We start from the raw sequence: 17,405 nt of genomic DNA, 5'->3' as shown, positions 1-17,405 counted from the left end.
CGCCGGCGTATCACCGCTCTTCTGACTGAATCAGTTTTATCAGATTGCGAATGGAAGCGGTTACAGAATTTTCATAAAAAGTGTGAGGCATGTTGAATTTTTCGATCCGCCTCCCACCATTTTTTAGCTTTCGATGGGATCGACGTCCAGCACCCACTTCACTTTGCGCGCTTCCGGCAGCGTGTTAATTAACGCCAGGGTACCGCTGACGATATGTTGCAGGCGGATCCGCGACGGGTGTTGCAGCAGGATTTGCCAGCGGTAGCGCCCGCCGCGTTTCGGTGCCAGTGCCGGAACCGGGCCTAAAATCCACAGCTGATTATCCACCAGCGGGCTGGCCTGTAGCAGATTGCGCAGCTGCTGGAGGAACAGCGGTGCCTGCTGGTTGTTGTGATCCTCGGCGCGGATAATCACATGGCTGGTCCAGGGCGGTAATTGCAGGGTCTGGCGCTCGGCCAGCGCCTGCTCGGCAAAGGCGTCATAGCCTTTATGCAACAGGGTTTGCAGCAGCGGATGCTCGGGATGGTGAGTTTGCAGCACGACTTCGCCCTGCTTGCCGGCACGCCCGGCGCGGCCTGCCACCTGGGTATAGAGCTGGGCAAAGCGCTCTGCGGAGCGGAAATCCGCCGAGAACAGCGCGCCGTCAACGTCCAGCAGCGCCACCAGCGTCACGTCCGGGAAGTGGTGCCCTTTCGCCAGCATCTGGGTGCCAATCAGGATCCGCGCTCCGCCGCGATGCACTTCCGCCAGCTGCTGCTCAAGCGCCCCCTTGCGGCTGGTGGTGTCGCGGTCGATACGCGAGATCGCCACGCCGGGGAAGAAGGGGATTAACGCCTGTTCCAGCTGCTCGGTGCCCAGCCCGACCGGCACCATATGCGTCGAGCCGCAGGATGGACACTGGCGCGGGATCGGCCGCTGGCTGTCGCAGTGGTGACAGCGCAGATGGTGCTGGGCCTGATGCAGAGTGTAGTAATGATCGCAGCGCGGGCATTCGGCTATCCAGCCGCAGTCATGGCACAGCAGCGCCGGGGCAAAACCGCGCCGGTTGAGAAACAGGATCACCTGGTTGTTGGCCTGCAGATGCTGGCGCATGCGGGCGATCAGCGCCGGGGCAAGTCCCGCCTGCACCTGCTGGCCTTTCAGATCGAGAACATGTTGTACGGCAGGGCGCGCATTCCCCGCCCGGCGCGTCAGGCGCAGCATGTGGTATTTGCGCTGGCGCACGTTGTGCAGCGTCTCCAGCGCAGGGGTGGCCGAGCCGAGGATAATCGGGATCTGCTCGCTATGGGCGCGGTATACCGCCAGATCGCGGGCGTGATAGCGCCAGCCTTCCTGCTGTTTATAGGAGCTGTCGTGCTCTTCGTCGATGACGATCACGCCCAGGTTTTTGAACGGTGTGAACAGCGACGAGCGGGTGCCAATCACGATCGCCGCTTCGCCATTTCGGGCTTTCAGCCAGGCGCTGAGGCGTTCGCTGTCGTTTAAACCGGAGTGCAGCACCTCGACCGGGGCGTTAAACCGCTCGCGGAAACGGGCGATGGTCTGCGGGGTCAGGCCGATTTCCGGCACCATCACCAGGGCCTGCTTGCCCTGTGCCAGCACGTTTTCCAGCACGCTCAGATAGACTTCAGTCTTACCGGAGCCGGTGACGCCCGCCAGCAGCCAGGCCGAGAAGCGATCCGAGGCGCTGTGGATCGCCCCGACGGCGGTGGCCTGTTCGGTATTAAGACGCAAGCGGTCACCCGCCACGCTAAAGCCGTCGCGCCAGTCGACCAGCGCAGGGGCTTCGCAGGCCAGCTCGCTCAGCCCCTTTTTGCGTAAGCTCTGCAGCGCCGCGTCGTTAAAATCGAGGCTTTCGACCTGATGACGCCAGATCCTGCCCTGGCGTAACGCCGCCAGCGCCTGCTGCTGTTTTGGGGAGCGTTTCAGGCTGTTGATATCCACCGCTTGCCCCTGCTCGGTGGCAAACCAGTACCACATCGGCGCGTGGCTGGCGCTTTTACCCTGCCGCAGCAGAATGGGCAGGGCGTGGAACAGCACGTCGCCAATGGGATGGTGGTAGTAGTCGGCGGCCCACAGCAGCAGGCGCCAGACGCTATCCGAGAACACCGGCTCATCGTCCAGCACCTCCACCACGCTTTTTAGCTCATTGAGGGGCAGCTCGCTTTTCCCGCTCACGGAGACCACAATGCCCACCCGCTGCTGTTTGCCAAAGGGCACCGTCACGCGACAGCCCGCTTTGGCCTGCATGCTGTCCGGGAGCAGGTAATCAAAGGTACGGGGAAGCGGAACGGGCAGGGCAACGTGAGCAACGGGCATCGAATCTTCCTGACTTGAAAAGTGGCGCGTTAGTATACACATTAGTGAAAGACGGCGTGCGGATCAGTTTGCATACCCTGGTTAAATTCTGTATGATTCGCCGCCTTTGGTGCACTTTGCATCAAAGAACTTACATTCAACATCGCGTGGTGTCTGGCGTTAGGGCTGGAAGAGCGACGCGGCCTTAACTGAGGTTCTCCCCATGAAAAAAGATATCCATCCTAAATACGAAATGATTACTGCAAACTGCTCTTGCGGTAACTCTATCCAGATCCGCTCTACCGTGGGCCACGATCTGAACCTGGACGTGTGCGGCCAGTGCCACCCGTTCTACACTGGTAAGCAGCGTGACGTTGCAACCGGTGGCCGTGTTGACCGCTTCAACAAGCGTTTCAGCATCCCGGGCTCTTCCAAGTAAGATGCATCCCGAAAAAAAAGCGCCGCAAGGCGCTTTTTTTATATCTGTAAATCAGTATTCCCACGTATCCGGGTCGATACCCAGCTCACGCATGATCACCTTCGCCTCTTCCGGAATTTCGTCACTACGCTCTTTGCGCAGGTCTTCATCGTTCGGCAACGGTTGACCGGTAAACGCGTGCAGGAACGCTTCGCACAGCAGTTCGCTGTTGGTAGCGTGACGCAGGTTATTCACCTGACGACGCGTGCGTTCATCGGTGAGGATCTTTAACACCTTCAGAGGAATGGAAACCGTAATTTTTTTTACTTGTTCACTCTTCTTACCGTGCTCAGCGTATGGGCTGATATATTCGCCGCTCCATTCAGCCATGAGATACCTTTAATCCTCTCTGTCATTAATATGAGGCCGACACCGCAGCGGTTCGCAGGGTTTCGCGCCATAATCTTGCGTAGTTTACCGTAGAGACGCCACCGTGACACGGATATTGCCTCTGCGTTATGCGCTAAAGCATGTAATTTTAACGGCTATTTGCGTATTGCTCAATCTATACGCAAAGAAGTTTAGATGTCCAGATGTATTGACGTCCATATAATCAATGTTTACTCTGGTGCCTGACTTTTCATCCATTAAGCCAGGAAGCCTTCACCATGACGCGTAAACAGGCCACCATCGCAGTGCGTAGCGGATTGAATGATGACGAACAGTACGGCTGCGTTGTCCCGCCGATTCATCTCTCCAGTACCTATAACTTCACCGGATTTAATGAACCGCGCGCCCATGACTACTCGCGCCGTGGCAACCCGACGCGTGATGTCACCCAGCGTGCGCTGGCGGAACTGGAAGGCGGCGCAGGCGCGGTGATGACCAATACCGGCATGTCGGCTATCCACCTGGTGACCACCGTGTTCCTGAAGCCTGGCGATCTGCTGGTGGCCCCGCACGACTGCTACGGCGGCAGCTACCGTCTGTTCGACAGCCTGGCGAAGCGCGGTTGCTATCGCGTGCTGTTTGTCGATCAGGGTGATGAGCAGGCGCTGAAACAGGCGCTGGCAGAAAAACCGAAGCTGGTTTTAATCGAGAGTCCAAGCAACCCGCTGCTGCGCGTGGTGGATATTGCGAAAATTTGTCAGCTTACGAGGGATGCGGGAGCGATAAGTGTAGTGGATAATACCTTCCTCAGTCCGGCCTTGCAGAACCCGCTGGCGCTGGGAGCAGATCTGGTATTGCATTCATGCACCAAATACCTGAACGGCCACTCTGACGTCGTGGCCGGGGTCGTGATTGCTAAAGATCCGGAGCTTGTCACCGAACTGGCATGGTGGGCGAATAATATCGGCGTCACCGGCAGTGCGTTTGACAGCTATCTGTTGTTACGCGGGCTGCGTACCCTGTCGCCGCGTATGGAGGTGGCGCAGCGTAATGCCCAGGCGATTGTCGATTTCCTGAAGACCCAGCCGCTGGTGAAGAAGCTTTATCACCCGTCGCTGCCGGAGAATCAGGGGCACGAGATTGCTGCGCGTCAACAAAAGGGTTTTGGCGCGATGTTAAGTTTCGAACTGGATGGCGATGAGCAGACGCTGCGTCGCTTCCTGAGCGGGTTGTCACTGTTTACGCTGGCGGAATCATTAGGGGGAGTCGAAAGCTTAATCTCCCACGCCGCAACAATGACGCACGCAGGCATGGCACCAGAAGCGCGTGCCGCCGCCGGGATCTCTGAGACGCTGCTGCGTATCTCAACCGGTATTGAAGATTGTGAAGATTTAATTGCCGATCTGGAAAATGGCTTCCGGGTCGCAGCCAAGGGGTAATCATGAGTGTGATAGCGCAGGCAGGGGCGAAGGGTCGCCAGCTGCACAAGTTTGGTGGTAGTAGTCTTGCTGATGTGAAATGTTACCTGCGGGTCGCGGGGATCATGGCAGAATATTCGATGCCGGGGGACATGATGGTTGTCTCTGCGGCAGGCAGCACCACCAATCAGTTGATTAGCTGGCTGAAGTTAAGCCAGACCGATCGTCTCTCTGCGCATCAGGTTCAACAAGCGTTACGCCGTTACCAGAGTGAACTGATCGCCGGTTTATTGCCTGCCGACGTTGCCGATGGCCTGATTAGCACCTTTATCCAGGATCTGGAGCGGCTGGCCGGTTTACTCGACAGCGGCGTCACCGACGCCGTCTATGCCGAAGTGGTGGGCCACGGTGAAGTGTGGTCTGCCCGTCTGATGGCAGCCGTTCTGCAACAGCAGGGCCTGGAAGCGGCCTGGCTGGACGCACGTGATTTCCTGCGTGCCGAGCGCGGCGCCCAGCCGCAGGTTGATGAAGGCCTCTCTTATCCTCTGCTCCAGCAGCTGCTGGTGCAGCACCCGAATAAACGTATTGTCGTGACCGGCTTTATCAGCCGCAGCAATGCGGGTGAAACCGTATTGCTGGGACGTAACGGCTCCGACTACTCCGCAACGCAGATCGGTGCTCTGGCGGGCGTATCCCGCGTCACCATCTGGAGCGACGTAGCCGGTGTCTACAGCGCTGACCCGCGTAAGGTTAAAGATGCCTGCCTGCTGCCGCTATTGCGTCTCGACGAAGCCAGCGAGCTGGCCCGTCTGGCGGCCCCGGTGCTTCACGCCCGTACCCTGCAGCCGGTTTCCGGCAGCGATATCGACCTGCAGCTGCGTTGTAGCTATACGCCGGATCAGGGCTCAACCCGTATTGAGCGAGTGCTGGCCTCCGGCACGGGGGCGCGTATCGTCACCAGCCATGACGATATCTGCCTGATCGAATTCCTCGTCCCTGCCGGACATGATTTCAAACAGACGCATAAAGAGATCGACCTGATCCTGAAGCGGGCCCACATCCGCCCGCTGGCGGTGGGGGTGCACACTGACCGTCACCTGCTGCAGTTCTGCTACACCGCAGAAGTGGCCGACAGCGCGCTGAAAATCCTCGATGAAGCGGGCCTGCCGGGCGAGCTTCGTCTGCGTCAGGGGCTGGCGCTGATTGCGATGGTAGGCGCGGGCGTTACCCGTAATCCGCTGCACTGCCACCGCTTCTGGCAGCAGCTGAAAGGTCAACCGGTAGAGTTTACCTGGCAGTCGGAAGAGGGGATCAGTCTGGTGGCGGTGATGCGTACCGGGCCAACCGAGAGCCTGATCCAGGGCCTGCACCAGTCCCTGTTCCGCGCTGAAAAACGTATCGGCCTGGTGCTGTTTGGTAAAGGCAACATCGGCTCCCGCTGGCTGGAGCTGTTTGCCCGCGAACAGACCACGCTCTCGGCACGTACCGGCTTTGAATTTGTGCTGGCGGGCGTAGTGGATAGCCGCCGCAGCCTGCTCAGCTACGAAGGGCTGGATGCCAGCCGTGCGCTGGCCTTCTTTAACGACGAAGCTATTGAGCAGGATGAAGAGTCGCTGTTCCTGTGGATGCGCGCTCATCCGTACGATGACCTGGTAGTGCTGGATGTGACCGCCAGTGAGCAGCTGGCCGATCAGTATCTCGATTTTGCCAGCCACGGTTTCCACGTCATCAGCGCCAACAAACTGGCGGGCGCCAGCAACACCCGCAACTATCGCCAGATCCACGACGCCTTTGAAAAAACGGGTCGTCACTGGCTGTACAACGCCACCGTGGGTGCCGGTTTGCCGGTGAACCACACCGTGCGCGATCTGATTGAAAGCGGCGACAGCATTCTGGCGATCAGCGGTATTTTCTCTGGCACCCTGTCGTGGCTGTTCCTGCAGTTTGATGGCACCGTGCCCTTCACCGACCTGGTGGATCAGGCGTGGCAGCAGGGGCTGACCGAGCCCGACCCGCGCGTCGATCTCTCCGGTAAAGACGTGATGCGCAAGCTGGTGATTGTGGCGCGTGAAGCGGGCTACGACATCGAGCCGAATCAGGTGCGCGTGGAGTCGCTGGTGCCGGCGGGCTGCGAAGAGGGGTCTGTCGATCACTTCTTCGAGAACGGCGATGCCCTGAACGAGCAGATGTTACAGCGCCTGGAAGCGGCCCGCGAAATGGGTCTGGTTCTGCGCTACGTGGCGCGTTTCGATGCCAATGGTAAAGCGCGGGTCGGCGTTGAGGCCGTACGCCCGGAACATCCGCTGGCGGCGCTGTTGCCGTGCGATAACGTCTTCGCCATCGAAAGCCGCTGGTATCGCGATAACCCGCTGGTGATCCGCGGTCCGGGCGCGGGCCGCGACGTGACCGCCGGGGCGATCCAGTCAGATATCAATCGTCTGGCGCAGCTGTTGTAGTCCCTATGTTTCTCCCTCTCCCCACAGGGGAGAGGGAGCAGTCACCCCCACCCTGAACTTTTTTCACCTTCCCGGAACATTCCTCACCGTCAATGATGATATTTTCAGTTGACGCCAGTCCGCTTTTCCGTCATTTTTACATCTGGACGTCTAAACGTATAGAAGTTCGAATACAACAAACAACGACACGCGATTGATGAGGTAAGGTATGAGCTTTTTTCACGCCAACCAGCGGGAAGCCCTGAATCAGAGCCTGGCTGAAGTAAACGGCCAGATTAATGTCTCTTTTGAATTTTTCCCGCCGCGCACCAGTGAAATGGAGCAGACCCTGTGGGCCTCTATCGATCGCCTGAGCAGCCTGAAGCCGAAATTTGTCTCGGTGACCTACGGTGCGAACTCCGGCGAGCGCGACCGCACGCACAGCATCATCAAAGGCATTAAGGATCGTACCGGTCTGGAAGCCGCGCCGCATCTGACCTGTATCGACGCCACCCGCGACGAACTGCGCACCATCGCCCAGGATTACTGGAACAACGGCATCCGTCACATCGTGGCCCTGCGCGGCGACCTGCCGCCGGGCAGCGGTAAGCCGGACATGTACGCGACCGATCTGGTGGCGCTGCTGAAAGAGGTGGGCGACTTCGACATCTCCGTGGCGGCTTACCCGGAAGTGCACCCGGAAGCGAAAAGCGCCCAGGCAGATCTGCTCAACCTGAAACGCAAAGTGGATGCCGGTGCCAACCGCGCCATCACCCAGTTCTTCTTTGATGTCGAAAGCTATCTGCGCTTCCGCGACCGTTGCGTCTCTGCCGGTATCGACGTCGAAATTATTCCGGGCATTCTGCCGGTCTCTAACTTCAAGCAGGCGAAGAAATTTGCCGACATGACCAACGTGCGTATCCCGCTGTGGATGGCGAAGATGTACGAAGGCCTGGACGATGACGCCGAAACCCGCAAGCTGGTGGGGGCCAATATCGCCATGGACATGGTGAAGATTTTAAGCCGCGAAGGGGTGAAAGATTTCCATTTTTATACCCTCAACCGCGCCGAAATGAGCTACGCGATCTGCCATACGCTGGGGGTTCGCCCGGGTCTGTAACGGCAAAGCCCTCAATAATATGGGGGCTTCTATATTTCAGGCAGATATCAACGGTATTAACTATCAAATCTGTGGATGGTTTCAATTATCTCTTGTTCCCGGTGGTGTATATCCTAACGATAAAACCATAGAGGGAGCAGAGCGATGAGTACGTCCGACGAGAATCAGAATTCAGGTAAGTGCCCTTTCCATCAGGGCAGTTATGACAAGAGCGCGGGTGCCGGCACCAATAGCCGGGACTGGTGGCCCAAACAGCTTCGTATCGACCTTCTTAATCAGCACTCCGAACGTTCCAACCCGCTAGGCAAAGACTTCAACTACCGCAAAGAATTCAGCAAATTAGACTACTCCGCCCTGAAAGGCGATCTGAAAGCCCTGCTCACCGATTCCCAGCCGTGGTGGCCTGCGGACTGGGGCAGCTACGCCGGTCTGTTCATCCGTATGGCGTGGCACGGCGCGGGGACCTACCGCTCCGTGGACGGACGCGGCGGCGCGGGCCGGGGTCAACAGCGTTTCTCTCCTCTCAACTCCTGGCCGGATAACGTCAGCCTTGATAAGGCGCGTCGTCTGCTGTGGCCGATCAAGCAAAAATATGGCCAGAAAATCTCCTGGGCTGACCTGTTTATTCTTGCCGGTAACGTGGCGCTGGAGAACTCCGGCTTCCGTACCTTTGGCTTTGGTGCCGGGCGTGAAGACGTCTGGGAGCCGGATCTGGACGTTAACTGGGGCGATGAGAAAGCCTGGCTCGAGCATCGTCATCCCGAAAGCCTGGCGAAAAGTGCCGTTGGCGCCACCGAGATGGGGCTGATCTACGTGAACCCGGAAGGGCCAAACGCCAGCGGTGAACCGCTGTCTGCGGCGGCGGCGATCCGCGCCACCTTTGGTAACATGGGGATGAACGATGAAGAGACCGTCGCGCTGATTGCCGGAGGTCATACGCTGGGTAAAACTCACGGTGCCGGGGAAGCGACCCACGTGGGTATCGATCCGGAAGGGGGCCCGCTTGAAGCGCAGGGCCTGGGCTGGGCCAGTACACACGGCAGCGGTTTCGGTGCCGACACCATTACCTCCGGTCTGGAAGTGATCTGGTCCCAGACGCCGACCCAGTGGAGCAACTACTTCTTTGAGAACCTGTATAAATACGACTGGGTGCAAACCCGCAGTCCGGCAGGTGCTATCCAGTTCGAAGCGTCGAATGCGCCGGAAATCATGCCCGATCCCTTCGACCCGTCGAAAAAACGTAAACCGACCATGCTGGTTACCGATCTGACGCTGCGTTTCGATCCTGAATTCGATAAGATTTCCCGTCGTTTCCTTAACGATCCGCAGGCCTTTAACGAAGCTTTCGCCCGGGCGTGGTTCAAACTGACCCACCGAGATATGGGGCCGATTGCACGTTATATCGGACCGGAAGTGCCGAAAGAAGAGCTGATTTGGCAGGATCCGCTGCCACAGCCGTTCTTCCATCCGACCGCGGAAGATATTCAAAGCCTGAAAGAGGATATTGCAGCTTCCGGGCTCTCGGTCAGCGAGCTGGTGTCGGTGGCATGGGCCTCGGCATCCACCTTCCGTGGTGGCGATAAGCGTGGCGGGGCCAACGGCGCCCGTCTGGCGCTGGCGCCGCAGCGCAGCTGGGATGTCAACGCCGTAGCCGCGCGCGTGCTGCCGGTTCTGGAAGATATTTATAAATCGGCGCATAAGGCGTCGCTGGCTGACATCATCGTGCTGGCGGGTGTGGTGGGCGTTGAGCAGGCGGCCAAAGCCGCTGGCGTCAACATCACCGTGCCCTTTACGCCGGGCCGGGTTGACGCGCGCCAGGATCAGACCGATATCGGCATGTTTACGCTGCTGCAGCCGGTTGCCGATGGTTTCCGTAACTACCGGGCGGCGATCGACGTGTCGACAACCGAATCGTTGCTGATTGATAAAGCGCAGCAGCTGACGCTGACCGCGCCAGAGATGACGGTGCTGCTGGGCGGGCTACGCGTGCTGGGCGCTAACTTCGATGGCGGTAAGAGCGGTGTCTTTACCGATCGCGTGGGCGTACTCAGCACGGACTTCTTCGTCAATCTGCTGGATATGGGCACCCAGTGGAAGGCCACCGACGAGTCCAGCGAGCTGTTTGAAGGCCGCGACCGGGTGAGCGGGGACGTGAAATACCTGGCGAGCCGTGCTGACCTGGTGTTTGGTTCCAACTCCGTGCTGCGCGCCCTGGCTGAGGTTTATGCCAGCAGCGATGCCAACGAGAAGTTCGTGAAGGACTTTGTGGCGGCATGGGTGAAAGTGATGAACCTCGACCGGTTTGATCTGCTGTAAACCAGAAAATCCCCGCTTCGGCGGGGATTTTTTTGCCCGGCGGCGCTGCGCTTGCACGGGCCTACGGGTTTTGTAGGCCGGGTAAGGCGAAGCCGCCACCCGGCAATAATGGCTACTCCCATTCCTGCAGGAAGCGCTGACCATACTGGTCGGCAACCAACAGCGCGGCATACACCTGGTCCGGCGTTGCACCGCCCGGCATGTTGTGGATGGTTTCATCTTTCGCACAGGACGCAGTCGCCACTAAGCGCATTTTAGCCGGGATATCGGCAGTGATATCCAGCTGCGCCAGGGTGATAGGCAGCCCGACGCTGTGACATAAGGCCGCGACGGTCTCGATCTCTTCCACCGGGGCGTTCTCCAGCACCAGCTGGGTCAGGGTGCCAAAGGCCACTTTCTCGCCGTGGTAGTAATGATGGGCATCCGGTATGGCGGTCAGACCATTGTGGATCGCATGTGCCGCTGCCAGGCCGCCGCTTTCAAAACCGACGCCGCTGAGATAGGTATTGGCTTCAATCACCCGCTCAAGAGCCGGAGTCACCACATGCTGCTCCGCCGCCAGCATCGCTTTTTCGCCCTCTTCAACCAGCGTGTTGTAGCATAGCTCGGCCAGCGCCAGCGCGGCCTGGGTGCACTTGCCGCCCGCCATGGTGGTTGCGCCGCTGCGTGAGCAGGCCCGGGCTTCAAACCAGGTCGCCAGCGCGTCGCCAATTCCGGCAGCCAGCAGGCGTGCAGGAGCCCCTGCCACCACTTTCGTATCCACAATCACCATGTTCGGGTTGTGCGGCAGCATCAGATAGCGGTCAAATTCGCCGCTGTCGGTGTAGATAACGGAAAGCGCGCTGCAGGGCGCATCGGTAGAGGCAATGGTCGGGGCGATGGCGACCGGGACATCCATAAAGTGCGCCAGCGCTTTGGCGGTATCCAGCGTCTTACCGCCACCGATGCCGAGAATAGCCTGGCAATCGGCATTTTTCGCCAGCTCACGCAGCCGGTCGATCTCATTTTGCGAACATTCGCCGCCGAAGGGCGCAATTTCGACATACAGTTGCGCCTGGTCGAAGCTCTGACGCAGCGTCTCTTCAGCAAATCCCAGCACAAATTTATCGCCAACAACCAGCCAGCGTGCCGCCAGCGGCTTGAGATAATCGCCGAGGCGGGTCAGCACATCGGCACCCTGAATGTATTTTCCGGGTGATTGAATAATATGGTCCATACTGTGTCTCCCTTAGAGCATGAGGTTACCAAACGCGTTGTTCCAGTCCTGCTCAAACTTGTCGATGGCCGACTCTACGGCGGGAGTATTGAGCATTTGCTGCGCGACATCGGTGGGCAGGGTGATTGCTTCGCAGCCGGCGAGCAGGCAGTCCAGCGCCTGACGCGGGGTTTTGAAGCTGGCGGCCAGCACCTTGCTCTCCGGCGCGTGCATTTCCAGCAGGCTTTGCAGCTCCTGCACCGTGCGGATCCCGTCGCCGCCCTGGGCATCCACGCGATTGACGTACGGCGCGATATATTTCGCTCCGGCCAGCGCGGCCAGCAACCCTTGTGAAGCGCTGTAAACCGCGGTGCCGAGGGTGGTAATTTTCTCTTTTTTAAGGGTTTTAATGGCGATAAGCCCCTGCGCAGTCACCGGGACTTTGACCACAAGACCGGGGATAGCCTTACTCAGCTGTCTGGCCTCGGCGATCATGCCCGGTGCATCACGGCTCATGGTCTGGGCAAACAGAATGCCGTCCGGACCGATAGCGTTTTGCAGGCGCGGCAGCACGTCCCAGATGGATTCGCCGTTGGCGGCAATAATGCTCGGGTTGGTGGTTACGCCTGCAATCGGGAAGATTTGCGCCAGGCGTTCAACGTCCGCCACGTTGGCGGTATCCAGATACAGTTCCATTATTTTTCCTTAAGTCTCCAGGTCTGAATTAAGGATACGGCGGGCCGGACGGGGGGAACCAGAGGTCAATTTTGCCAAATACTGGACAAATGTAAGGTCCTTAGCGAAGTGAGAGGGGGATCACAATGCTAGTTTTTGGCGGTGAGATGGCTGTGATACTGGCGGCGATATTCCGAGGGCGAGCGCTCGGTGTGCTTGCGAAACAGGCGGCAGAAGTAGTTGCTGTCCGTAAAGCCGCAGTGTGTGGCAATCTCTTTAATTTTTAGGTCGTAGCCTTTGAGTAACTGCCGGGCATGTTCGAGACGGGTCTTTGTCAGATATTCATTGAACCCAACGCTGCCGGTCTTTTGAAAAAGATGCGAAAGGTAGTTCGGTGAAATGTAAAACGCCTGCGCTACCGACTCGCGGGTAAGGGCTGAGGCATGGTGTTCTTCGATATACGTCCGAATGGCTTCAAACAGCGCCCGGCTGTGGGAGGCCGTGTGGATATCGCTGCCCAGCAGATCGCGACAGTGACTGAGCAGACTTAAGACCACCAGCCTGGCGGTTTCCTGCTCATCCGGCTGCATCTGCAACTCGGCCAGCGTTTGCAGCAGAAAAGCACCCGTTCTCGGCCCGCGCCTGGCGACCTGCTGCTGGCATAAAACGGTGGCGTCACGCTGTAGCTGGATAGTCAGCTGTTGCTTACCGAAGCTGATGCTGAGACAGGTTGTGGGTTGCAGAGGAACATACCCGGATGAAGAGAACACCGCGTCATGGGTCTGGCCCTCAGGCACAATCATCAGACGAGGAGAGGCGTGGGGGATCTGTTGGGCCGAAGAGGCAAAATGCACCTGACGCAAAGGCGACACGCCGTTGATCAGATCGGTGAGGATAGGACTTATATCGTGTTGCATAGTGAGACTACCGAAATGTGCCGGGTGGCGCTAACGCTTACCCGGCCTACTTATCGTAGGCCCGTGCAAGCGCAGCGCCGCCGGGCATAAAGCCTTAACCGGTGTTACGCATCCCCGCCGCAACGCCCGCGATGGTGACCATCAGCGCTTGTTCCACGCGTGGATCCGGCTCCAGACCCTCTTCTTCCGCTTTACGCGAGCGGTACAGCAGCTCTGCCTGCAGCACGTTCAGCGGGTCGGTATAGATGTTACGCAGCTGGATAGACTCGGCAATCCACGGCAGATCGGCCATCAGATGGGAGTCGTTGGCGATATCCAGCACCACTTTGATATCGTCTTCCAGCAGCTCGCGCAGCTCGCTACCCAGCGCCCACAGCTCCGGTTTCACCAGACGCTGATCGTAGTATTCCGCCAGCCACAGGTCAGCTTTGGAGAACACCATTTCCAGCATGCCGAGGCGCGTGGAGAAGAACGGCCAGTCGCGACACATCGTTTCCAGCTCGCTCTGTTTGCCATCTTCCACCACTTTTTGCAGCGCGGCACCGGCTCCCAGCCAGGCTGGCAGCATCAGGCGGTTCTGCGTCCAGGCGAAGATCCACGGGATAGCACGCAGGGACTCCACGCCGCCGGTCGGACGACGTTTTGCCGGACGTGAACCCAGCGGCAGTTTGCCCAGCTCCTGCTCCGGCGTTGCCGAGCGGAAATAAGGCACAAAGTCTTTGTTTTCGCGCACATAGCCGCGATACATATCGCAGGAGATATCCGACAGCTCGTCCATGATATGGCGCCAGGCGTCTTTAGGCTCCGGCGGCGGCAGCAGGTTCGCTTCGAGGATCGCGCTGGTATAGAGCGACAGGCTGCTGATGGTCACTTCCGGCAGACCGTACTTGAAGCGGATCATCTCGCCCTGTTCAGTCACACGCAGGCCGCCTTTCAGGCTGCCCGGCGGCTGGGAGAGCAGGGCCGCATGGGCTGGGGCACCGCCACGGCCAATCGAGCCGCCGCGACCGTGGAACAGGGTCAGTTCAATCCCGGCTTTTTCGCAGGTTTTGATCAGCGCATCCTGGGCCTGATACTGCGCCCACGAGGCGGCCATGACGCCCGCATCTTTTGCGGAGTCGGAATAGCCAATCATGACCATCTGCTTGCCCTGGATAAAGCCGCGATACCAGTCGATATTCAGCAGCTGGGTCATCACGTCGTTAGCGTTATTCAGGTCGTCGAGGGTTTCAAACAGCGGCGCAACCGGCAGGGCGAAGGTGATACCTGCTTCTTTCAGCAACAGGTGAACCGCCAGCACGTCGGACGGGGTTTTCGCCATGGAGATCACATAGGCGGCCACCGATCCTTTCGGCGCATCGACGATCGCTTTGCAGGTGTCGAGCACTTCGCGGGTCTCTTCGCTGGGTGCCCAGCTCCGCGGCAGTAGCGGACGTTTGGAATTCAGTTCGCGGATCAGGAAAGCCTGTTTGTCAGCTTCTGACCAGCTTTCGTAGTCGCCAATGCCGAGGTAGCGGGTCAGTTCGCCCAGCGCCTCGGTGTGGCGGGTGCTCTCCTGACGCACATCGATACGCACCAGCGGCACGCCGAAACACTTCACGCGGCGCAGGGTATCGAGCAGCTCGCCGTTAGCGATGATGCCCATCCCGCAGGCCTGCAGCGACTGATAACAGGCGTACAGCGGCTCCCACAGCTGCTCGTTCTGGCTCAGCAGACCGGCAGGCTTCGGCAGGCGCTGGCCCTTAAGGCGCGCTTCCAGCCAGGCCTGAGTGGCCAGCAGCTGGCTGCGCAGGTTTTTGAGCAGGAAGCGGTAAGGTTCAGTTGCACCGGCTTCACCCACCAGCTCAAGCAGTTCCGGCGTGGCTTCAACCATCGACAGCTCTGAAATCAGCACCTGAATGTCTTTCAGGAACAGATCGGTGGCTTTCCAGCGGCTCAGCAGCAGGACATGACGGGTGATCTCGGCGGTGACGTTCGGGTTGCCGTCGCGGTCGCCGCCCATCCAGGAGGTGAAACGCACCGGCACAAAATCCACCGGCAGGCGATAGCCGAGGTTCTCTTCCAGCTGTTCATTCAGCTCACGCAGGTAGTCAGGTACCCCTTTCCACAGGCTGTTTTCCACCACCGCAAAGCCCCACTTGGCTTCGTCAACCGGGCTTGGGCGGTGCTTACGAATTTCATCGGTATGCCAGGACTGAGCAATCAGCTGGCGCAGACGGCGCATCAGCTGGTTACGTTCGTAGTCGGCAATCTCTTTGTTATCCAGCTGCTTGAGGCAGCTGTTCACTTCACCCATTTTGTGGATCAGGGTGCGGCGGGTGATCTCGGTCGGGTGGGCGGTTAATACCAGCTCCAGTGACAGAGACTCAACGGCCTTCTTGATGGTCGCTTCGTTGAGGTCGGGCTGGTCCTTGAGTTTTCTGAGCGTGCGGGCAATCACTTCCGGGTTGCTGGCCCCTTCGCCATTCGGCGAAATGCTGTGGTACTGCTCGGCGGTATTCGCCAGGTTAAGGAACTGGCTGAAGGCACGGGCTACAGGCAGCAGCTCGTCGTTGGAAAGGTTCTGCAGCGTGGTGAGCAGCTCCTGACGATTGGCTTCGTTACCGGCACGGGAAGATTTAGACAGCTTACGGATTGTTTCAACGCGATCGAGAATGTTCTCGCCCAACGCATCCTTGATGGTATCTCCCAGCACCTTGCCGAGCATACTGACATTACTACGCAACGCGGAATATTGTTCGTTCATAAAAACCCAGTCACCCCATCATTTTTGTTTATGCCCGGCCAGACATCTAACGGACATTATTTTGTCATCTCCCTTTATAAAGCCACGTAAAACCCCCGTCGTCAATTGCTGCGAAAACGGTTCAGCAAACGAATAAATGCGGGCAATTTACGAAATTTAATTGGCTTTGCGTCAGATAAGAGATGCTTATGAGAGTGTGACGAAGATCATGAGATTTTTCCCCTCTCGTGAGAGAGGGGAGCAGTCATTAATGCCAGCAGAAGTGATGCACAACCTGAGTAATTAACTCACGGGTTGGTTTGATAAAGCTTGTTTCCAGGTACTCATCCGGCTGGTGGGCCTGATTGATGGAGCCCGGTCCGAGGACCAGCGTCGGACAGAGGGTCTGAATAAACGGCGCTTCGGTGCAGTAGTTCACCACGTCGGTTTTCTCGCCGAGCAGTTTTTCCACCACTTCGACCAGCTGATGGTCCGGCGGGCACTCATAGCCCGGGATCGGCGGATGCAGTTCAGAAACCGTCAGACGACCCGGCCAGCGCTCGCTCACCGGCGCCAGCGCTTCATTCAGCAAGCCGTCGAGGTCGCTAAGCGTCATGCCCGGCAGCGGACGGATGTCCATATGCAGTTCGCAGCAGGCGCAGATGCGGTTGGAGGCATCGCCGCCGTGCAGGCTGCCGAGATTCAGCGTCGGATAAGGCACGGTGAAGGCCTCGTAGTGATAACGCTCCTTAAGGTCGTCACGCAGCGTCATGATGCGGCCGATGGCGTCATGCATCAGCTCGATGGCGTTCACGCCGCGCGCCGGATCGCTGGAGTGGCCGGACTGGCCCAGCACGCGTACTGCCGTGGAGATATGGCCTTTGTGCGCGCGGATTGGCTGCAGGGAAGTCGGCTCGCCGATGATGGCGCAATCCGGGCGAATTGACGTGTTTTCAGAGAAGTAGCGTGCGCCCGCCATGCTGGTCTCTTCGTCGGCGGTCGCCAGAATATAGAGCGGCTTTTTCAGTTTTGTCACGTCCACGTCACGCAGCGCGTCGAGGATAAAGGCGAAGAAGCCTTTCATGTCGGCGGTGCCCAGCCCGTAGAGCTTGTTGTCGTGCTCGGTCAGGGTGAAGGGATCGCGCGTCCAGCGGCCATCGTCAAACGGCACGGTATCGGTATGTCCCGCCAGCAGCAGCCCGCCCGCACCCTGACCGGTACTGGCGAGCAGGTTAAATTTATTACGGGTTCCCGGGACCGGCTGAACCTCCACCTTAAACCCAAGATCGCTGAACCATCCCGCCAGCAGATTGATTAAAGTCTCATTACTCTGATCCAGCGCTTCTTCCGTTGCGCTGATGGACGGCGTGGCAATCAGGGCGCGGTAGATCTCGATAAATGGCGGTAAATTCATTTTCATTGTTGACACACCTTAGGTCGTGATAGTATCAATATTCATGCAATAAATGTGAATAAAAATACATTAACGTTGAGCATA

At 58.5% G+C, this 17,405-nt stretch carries 12 protein-coding genes; 5 read left to right on the top strand and 7 right to left on the bottom strand.

The window, feature by feature from the left end; all coding sequences use genetic code 11:
- Positions 1-123: 123 nt before the first annotated feature.
- Complete coding sequence (gene priA / locus GNG27_RS22805) at positions 124-2,319, bottom strand: primosomal protein N' (protein ID WP_156264914.1); 2,196 nt, start codon at positions 2,317-2,319, stop codon at positions 124-126.
- Between the two features lie 202 nt (positions 2,320-2,521).
- Between priA and rpmE the strand changes: the two genes are divergently transcribed.
- A complete protein-coding gene (gene rpmE, locus GNG27_RS22800; RefSeq protein ID WP_039032122.1) occupies positions 2,522-2,737 on the top strand; it encodes a 50S ribosomal protein L31 in 216 nt (71 codons plus the stop codon).
- Positions 2,738-2,788: 51 nt separating this feature from the next.
- On the opposite strand, the gene metJ is transcribed toward rpmE, so the two are convergent.
- Positions 2,789-3,106, bottom strand: a complete 318-nt coding sequence (metJ, locus tag GNG27_RS22795) for a met regulon transcriptional regulator MetJ (protein WP_007369220.1) — start codon at positions 3,104-3,106, stop codon at positions 2,789-2,791.
- 278 nt (positions 3,107-3,384) lie between these two features.
- On the opposite strand from metJ, the gene metB reads away from it, so the two are divergent.
- The 4 genes from metB (at position 3,385) to katG (ending at position 10,395) form a co-directional block, all read left to right on the top strand.
- Positions 3,385-4,545 carry a cystathionine gamma-synthase gene (gene metB, locus GNG27_RS22790; RefSeq protein WP_142487560.1) on the top strand — a complete coding sequence of 387 codons (1,161 nt, stop codon included), beginning with the start codon at positions 3,385-3,387 and terminating at the stop codon, positions 4,543-4,545.
- 2 nt (positions 4,546-4,547) lie between these two features.
- Complete coding sequence (locus tag GNG27_RS22785; RefSeq protein ID WP_142487559.1) at positions 4,548-6,980, top strand: bifunctional aspartate kinase/homoserine dehydrogenase II; 2,433 nt, start codon at positions 4,548-4,550, stop codon at positions 6,978-6,980.
- Between the two features lie 208 nt (positions 6,981-7,188).
- Positions 7,189-8,079, top strand: coding sequence for a methylenetetrahydrofolate reductase (gene metF / locus GNG27_RS22780; RefSeq protein WP_106995794.1), 891 nt, complete (start codon positions 7,189-7,191; stop codon positions 8,077-8,079).
- 144 nt (positions 8,080-8,223) lie between these two features.
- Positions 8,224-10,395, top strand: a complete 2,172-nt coding sequence (gene katG / locus GNG27_RS22775) for a catalase/peroxidase HPI (RefSeq protein ID WP_156264912.1) — start codon at positions 8,224-8,226, stop codon at positions 10,393-10,395.
- 112 nt (positions 10,396-10,507) lie between these two features.
- Here katG and GNG27_RS22770 read toward each other — a convergent pair whose 3' ends face one another.
- From GNG27_RS22770 to argE, 5 genes are all read right to left on the bottom strand, one after another.
- On the bottom strand, positions 10,508-11,611 hold the full coding sequence (locus tag GNG27_RS22770; RefSeq protein WP_156264910.1) for a glycerol dehydrogenase: 1,104 nt from the start codon (positions 11,609-11,611) through the stop codon (positions 10,508-10,510).
- Positions 11,612-11,623: 12 nt separating this feature from the next.
- Positions 11,624-12,286: a fructose-6-phosphate aldolase gene (gene fsa / locus GNG27_RS22765; protein WP_156264908.1), complete on the bottom strand. Its 663-nt coding sequence runs from the start codon at positions 12,284-12,286 to the stop codon at positions 11,624-11,626.
- A gap of 128 nt (positions 12,287-12,414) precedes the next feature.
- Positions 12,415-13,182, bottom strand: coding sequence for a helix-turn-helix domain-containing protein (locus tag GNG27_RS22760; RefSeq protein ID WP_156264906.1), 768 nt, complete (start codon positions 13,180-13,182; stop codon positions 12,415-12,417).
- 94 nt (positions 13,183-13,276) lie between these two features.
- The gene (ppc, locus tag GNG27_RS22755; protein ID WP_142487554.1) at positions 13,277-15,928 is read right to left on the bottom strand and encodes a phosphoenolpyruvate carboxylase; all 2,652 of its coding nucleotides are present in this window, start codon (positions 15,926-15,928) and stop codon (positions 13,277-13,279) included.
- Between the two features lie 247 nt (positions 15,929-16,175).
- Positions 16,176-17,327: an acetylornithine deacetylase gene (argE, locus tag GNG27_RS22750; RefSeq protein ID WP_156264904.1), complete on the bottom strand. Its 1,152-nt coding sequence runs from the start codon at positions 17,325-17,327 to the stop codon at positions 16,176-16,178.
- Positions 17,328-17,405 lie beyond the last annotated feature (78 nt).

Source organism: Leclercia sp. 119287 (assembly GCF_009734485.1).
In the GTDB taxonomy this organism is placed as follows: Bacteria; Pseudomonadota; Gammaproteobacteria; order Enterobacterales; family Enterobacteriaceae; genus Enterobacter; species Enterobacter adecarboxylatus_C.
Note: the sequence above shows the minus strand (reverse complement) of the source record. Positions and strands in the feature narration are given on the sequence as shown.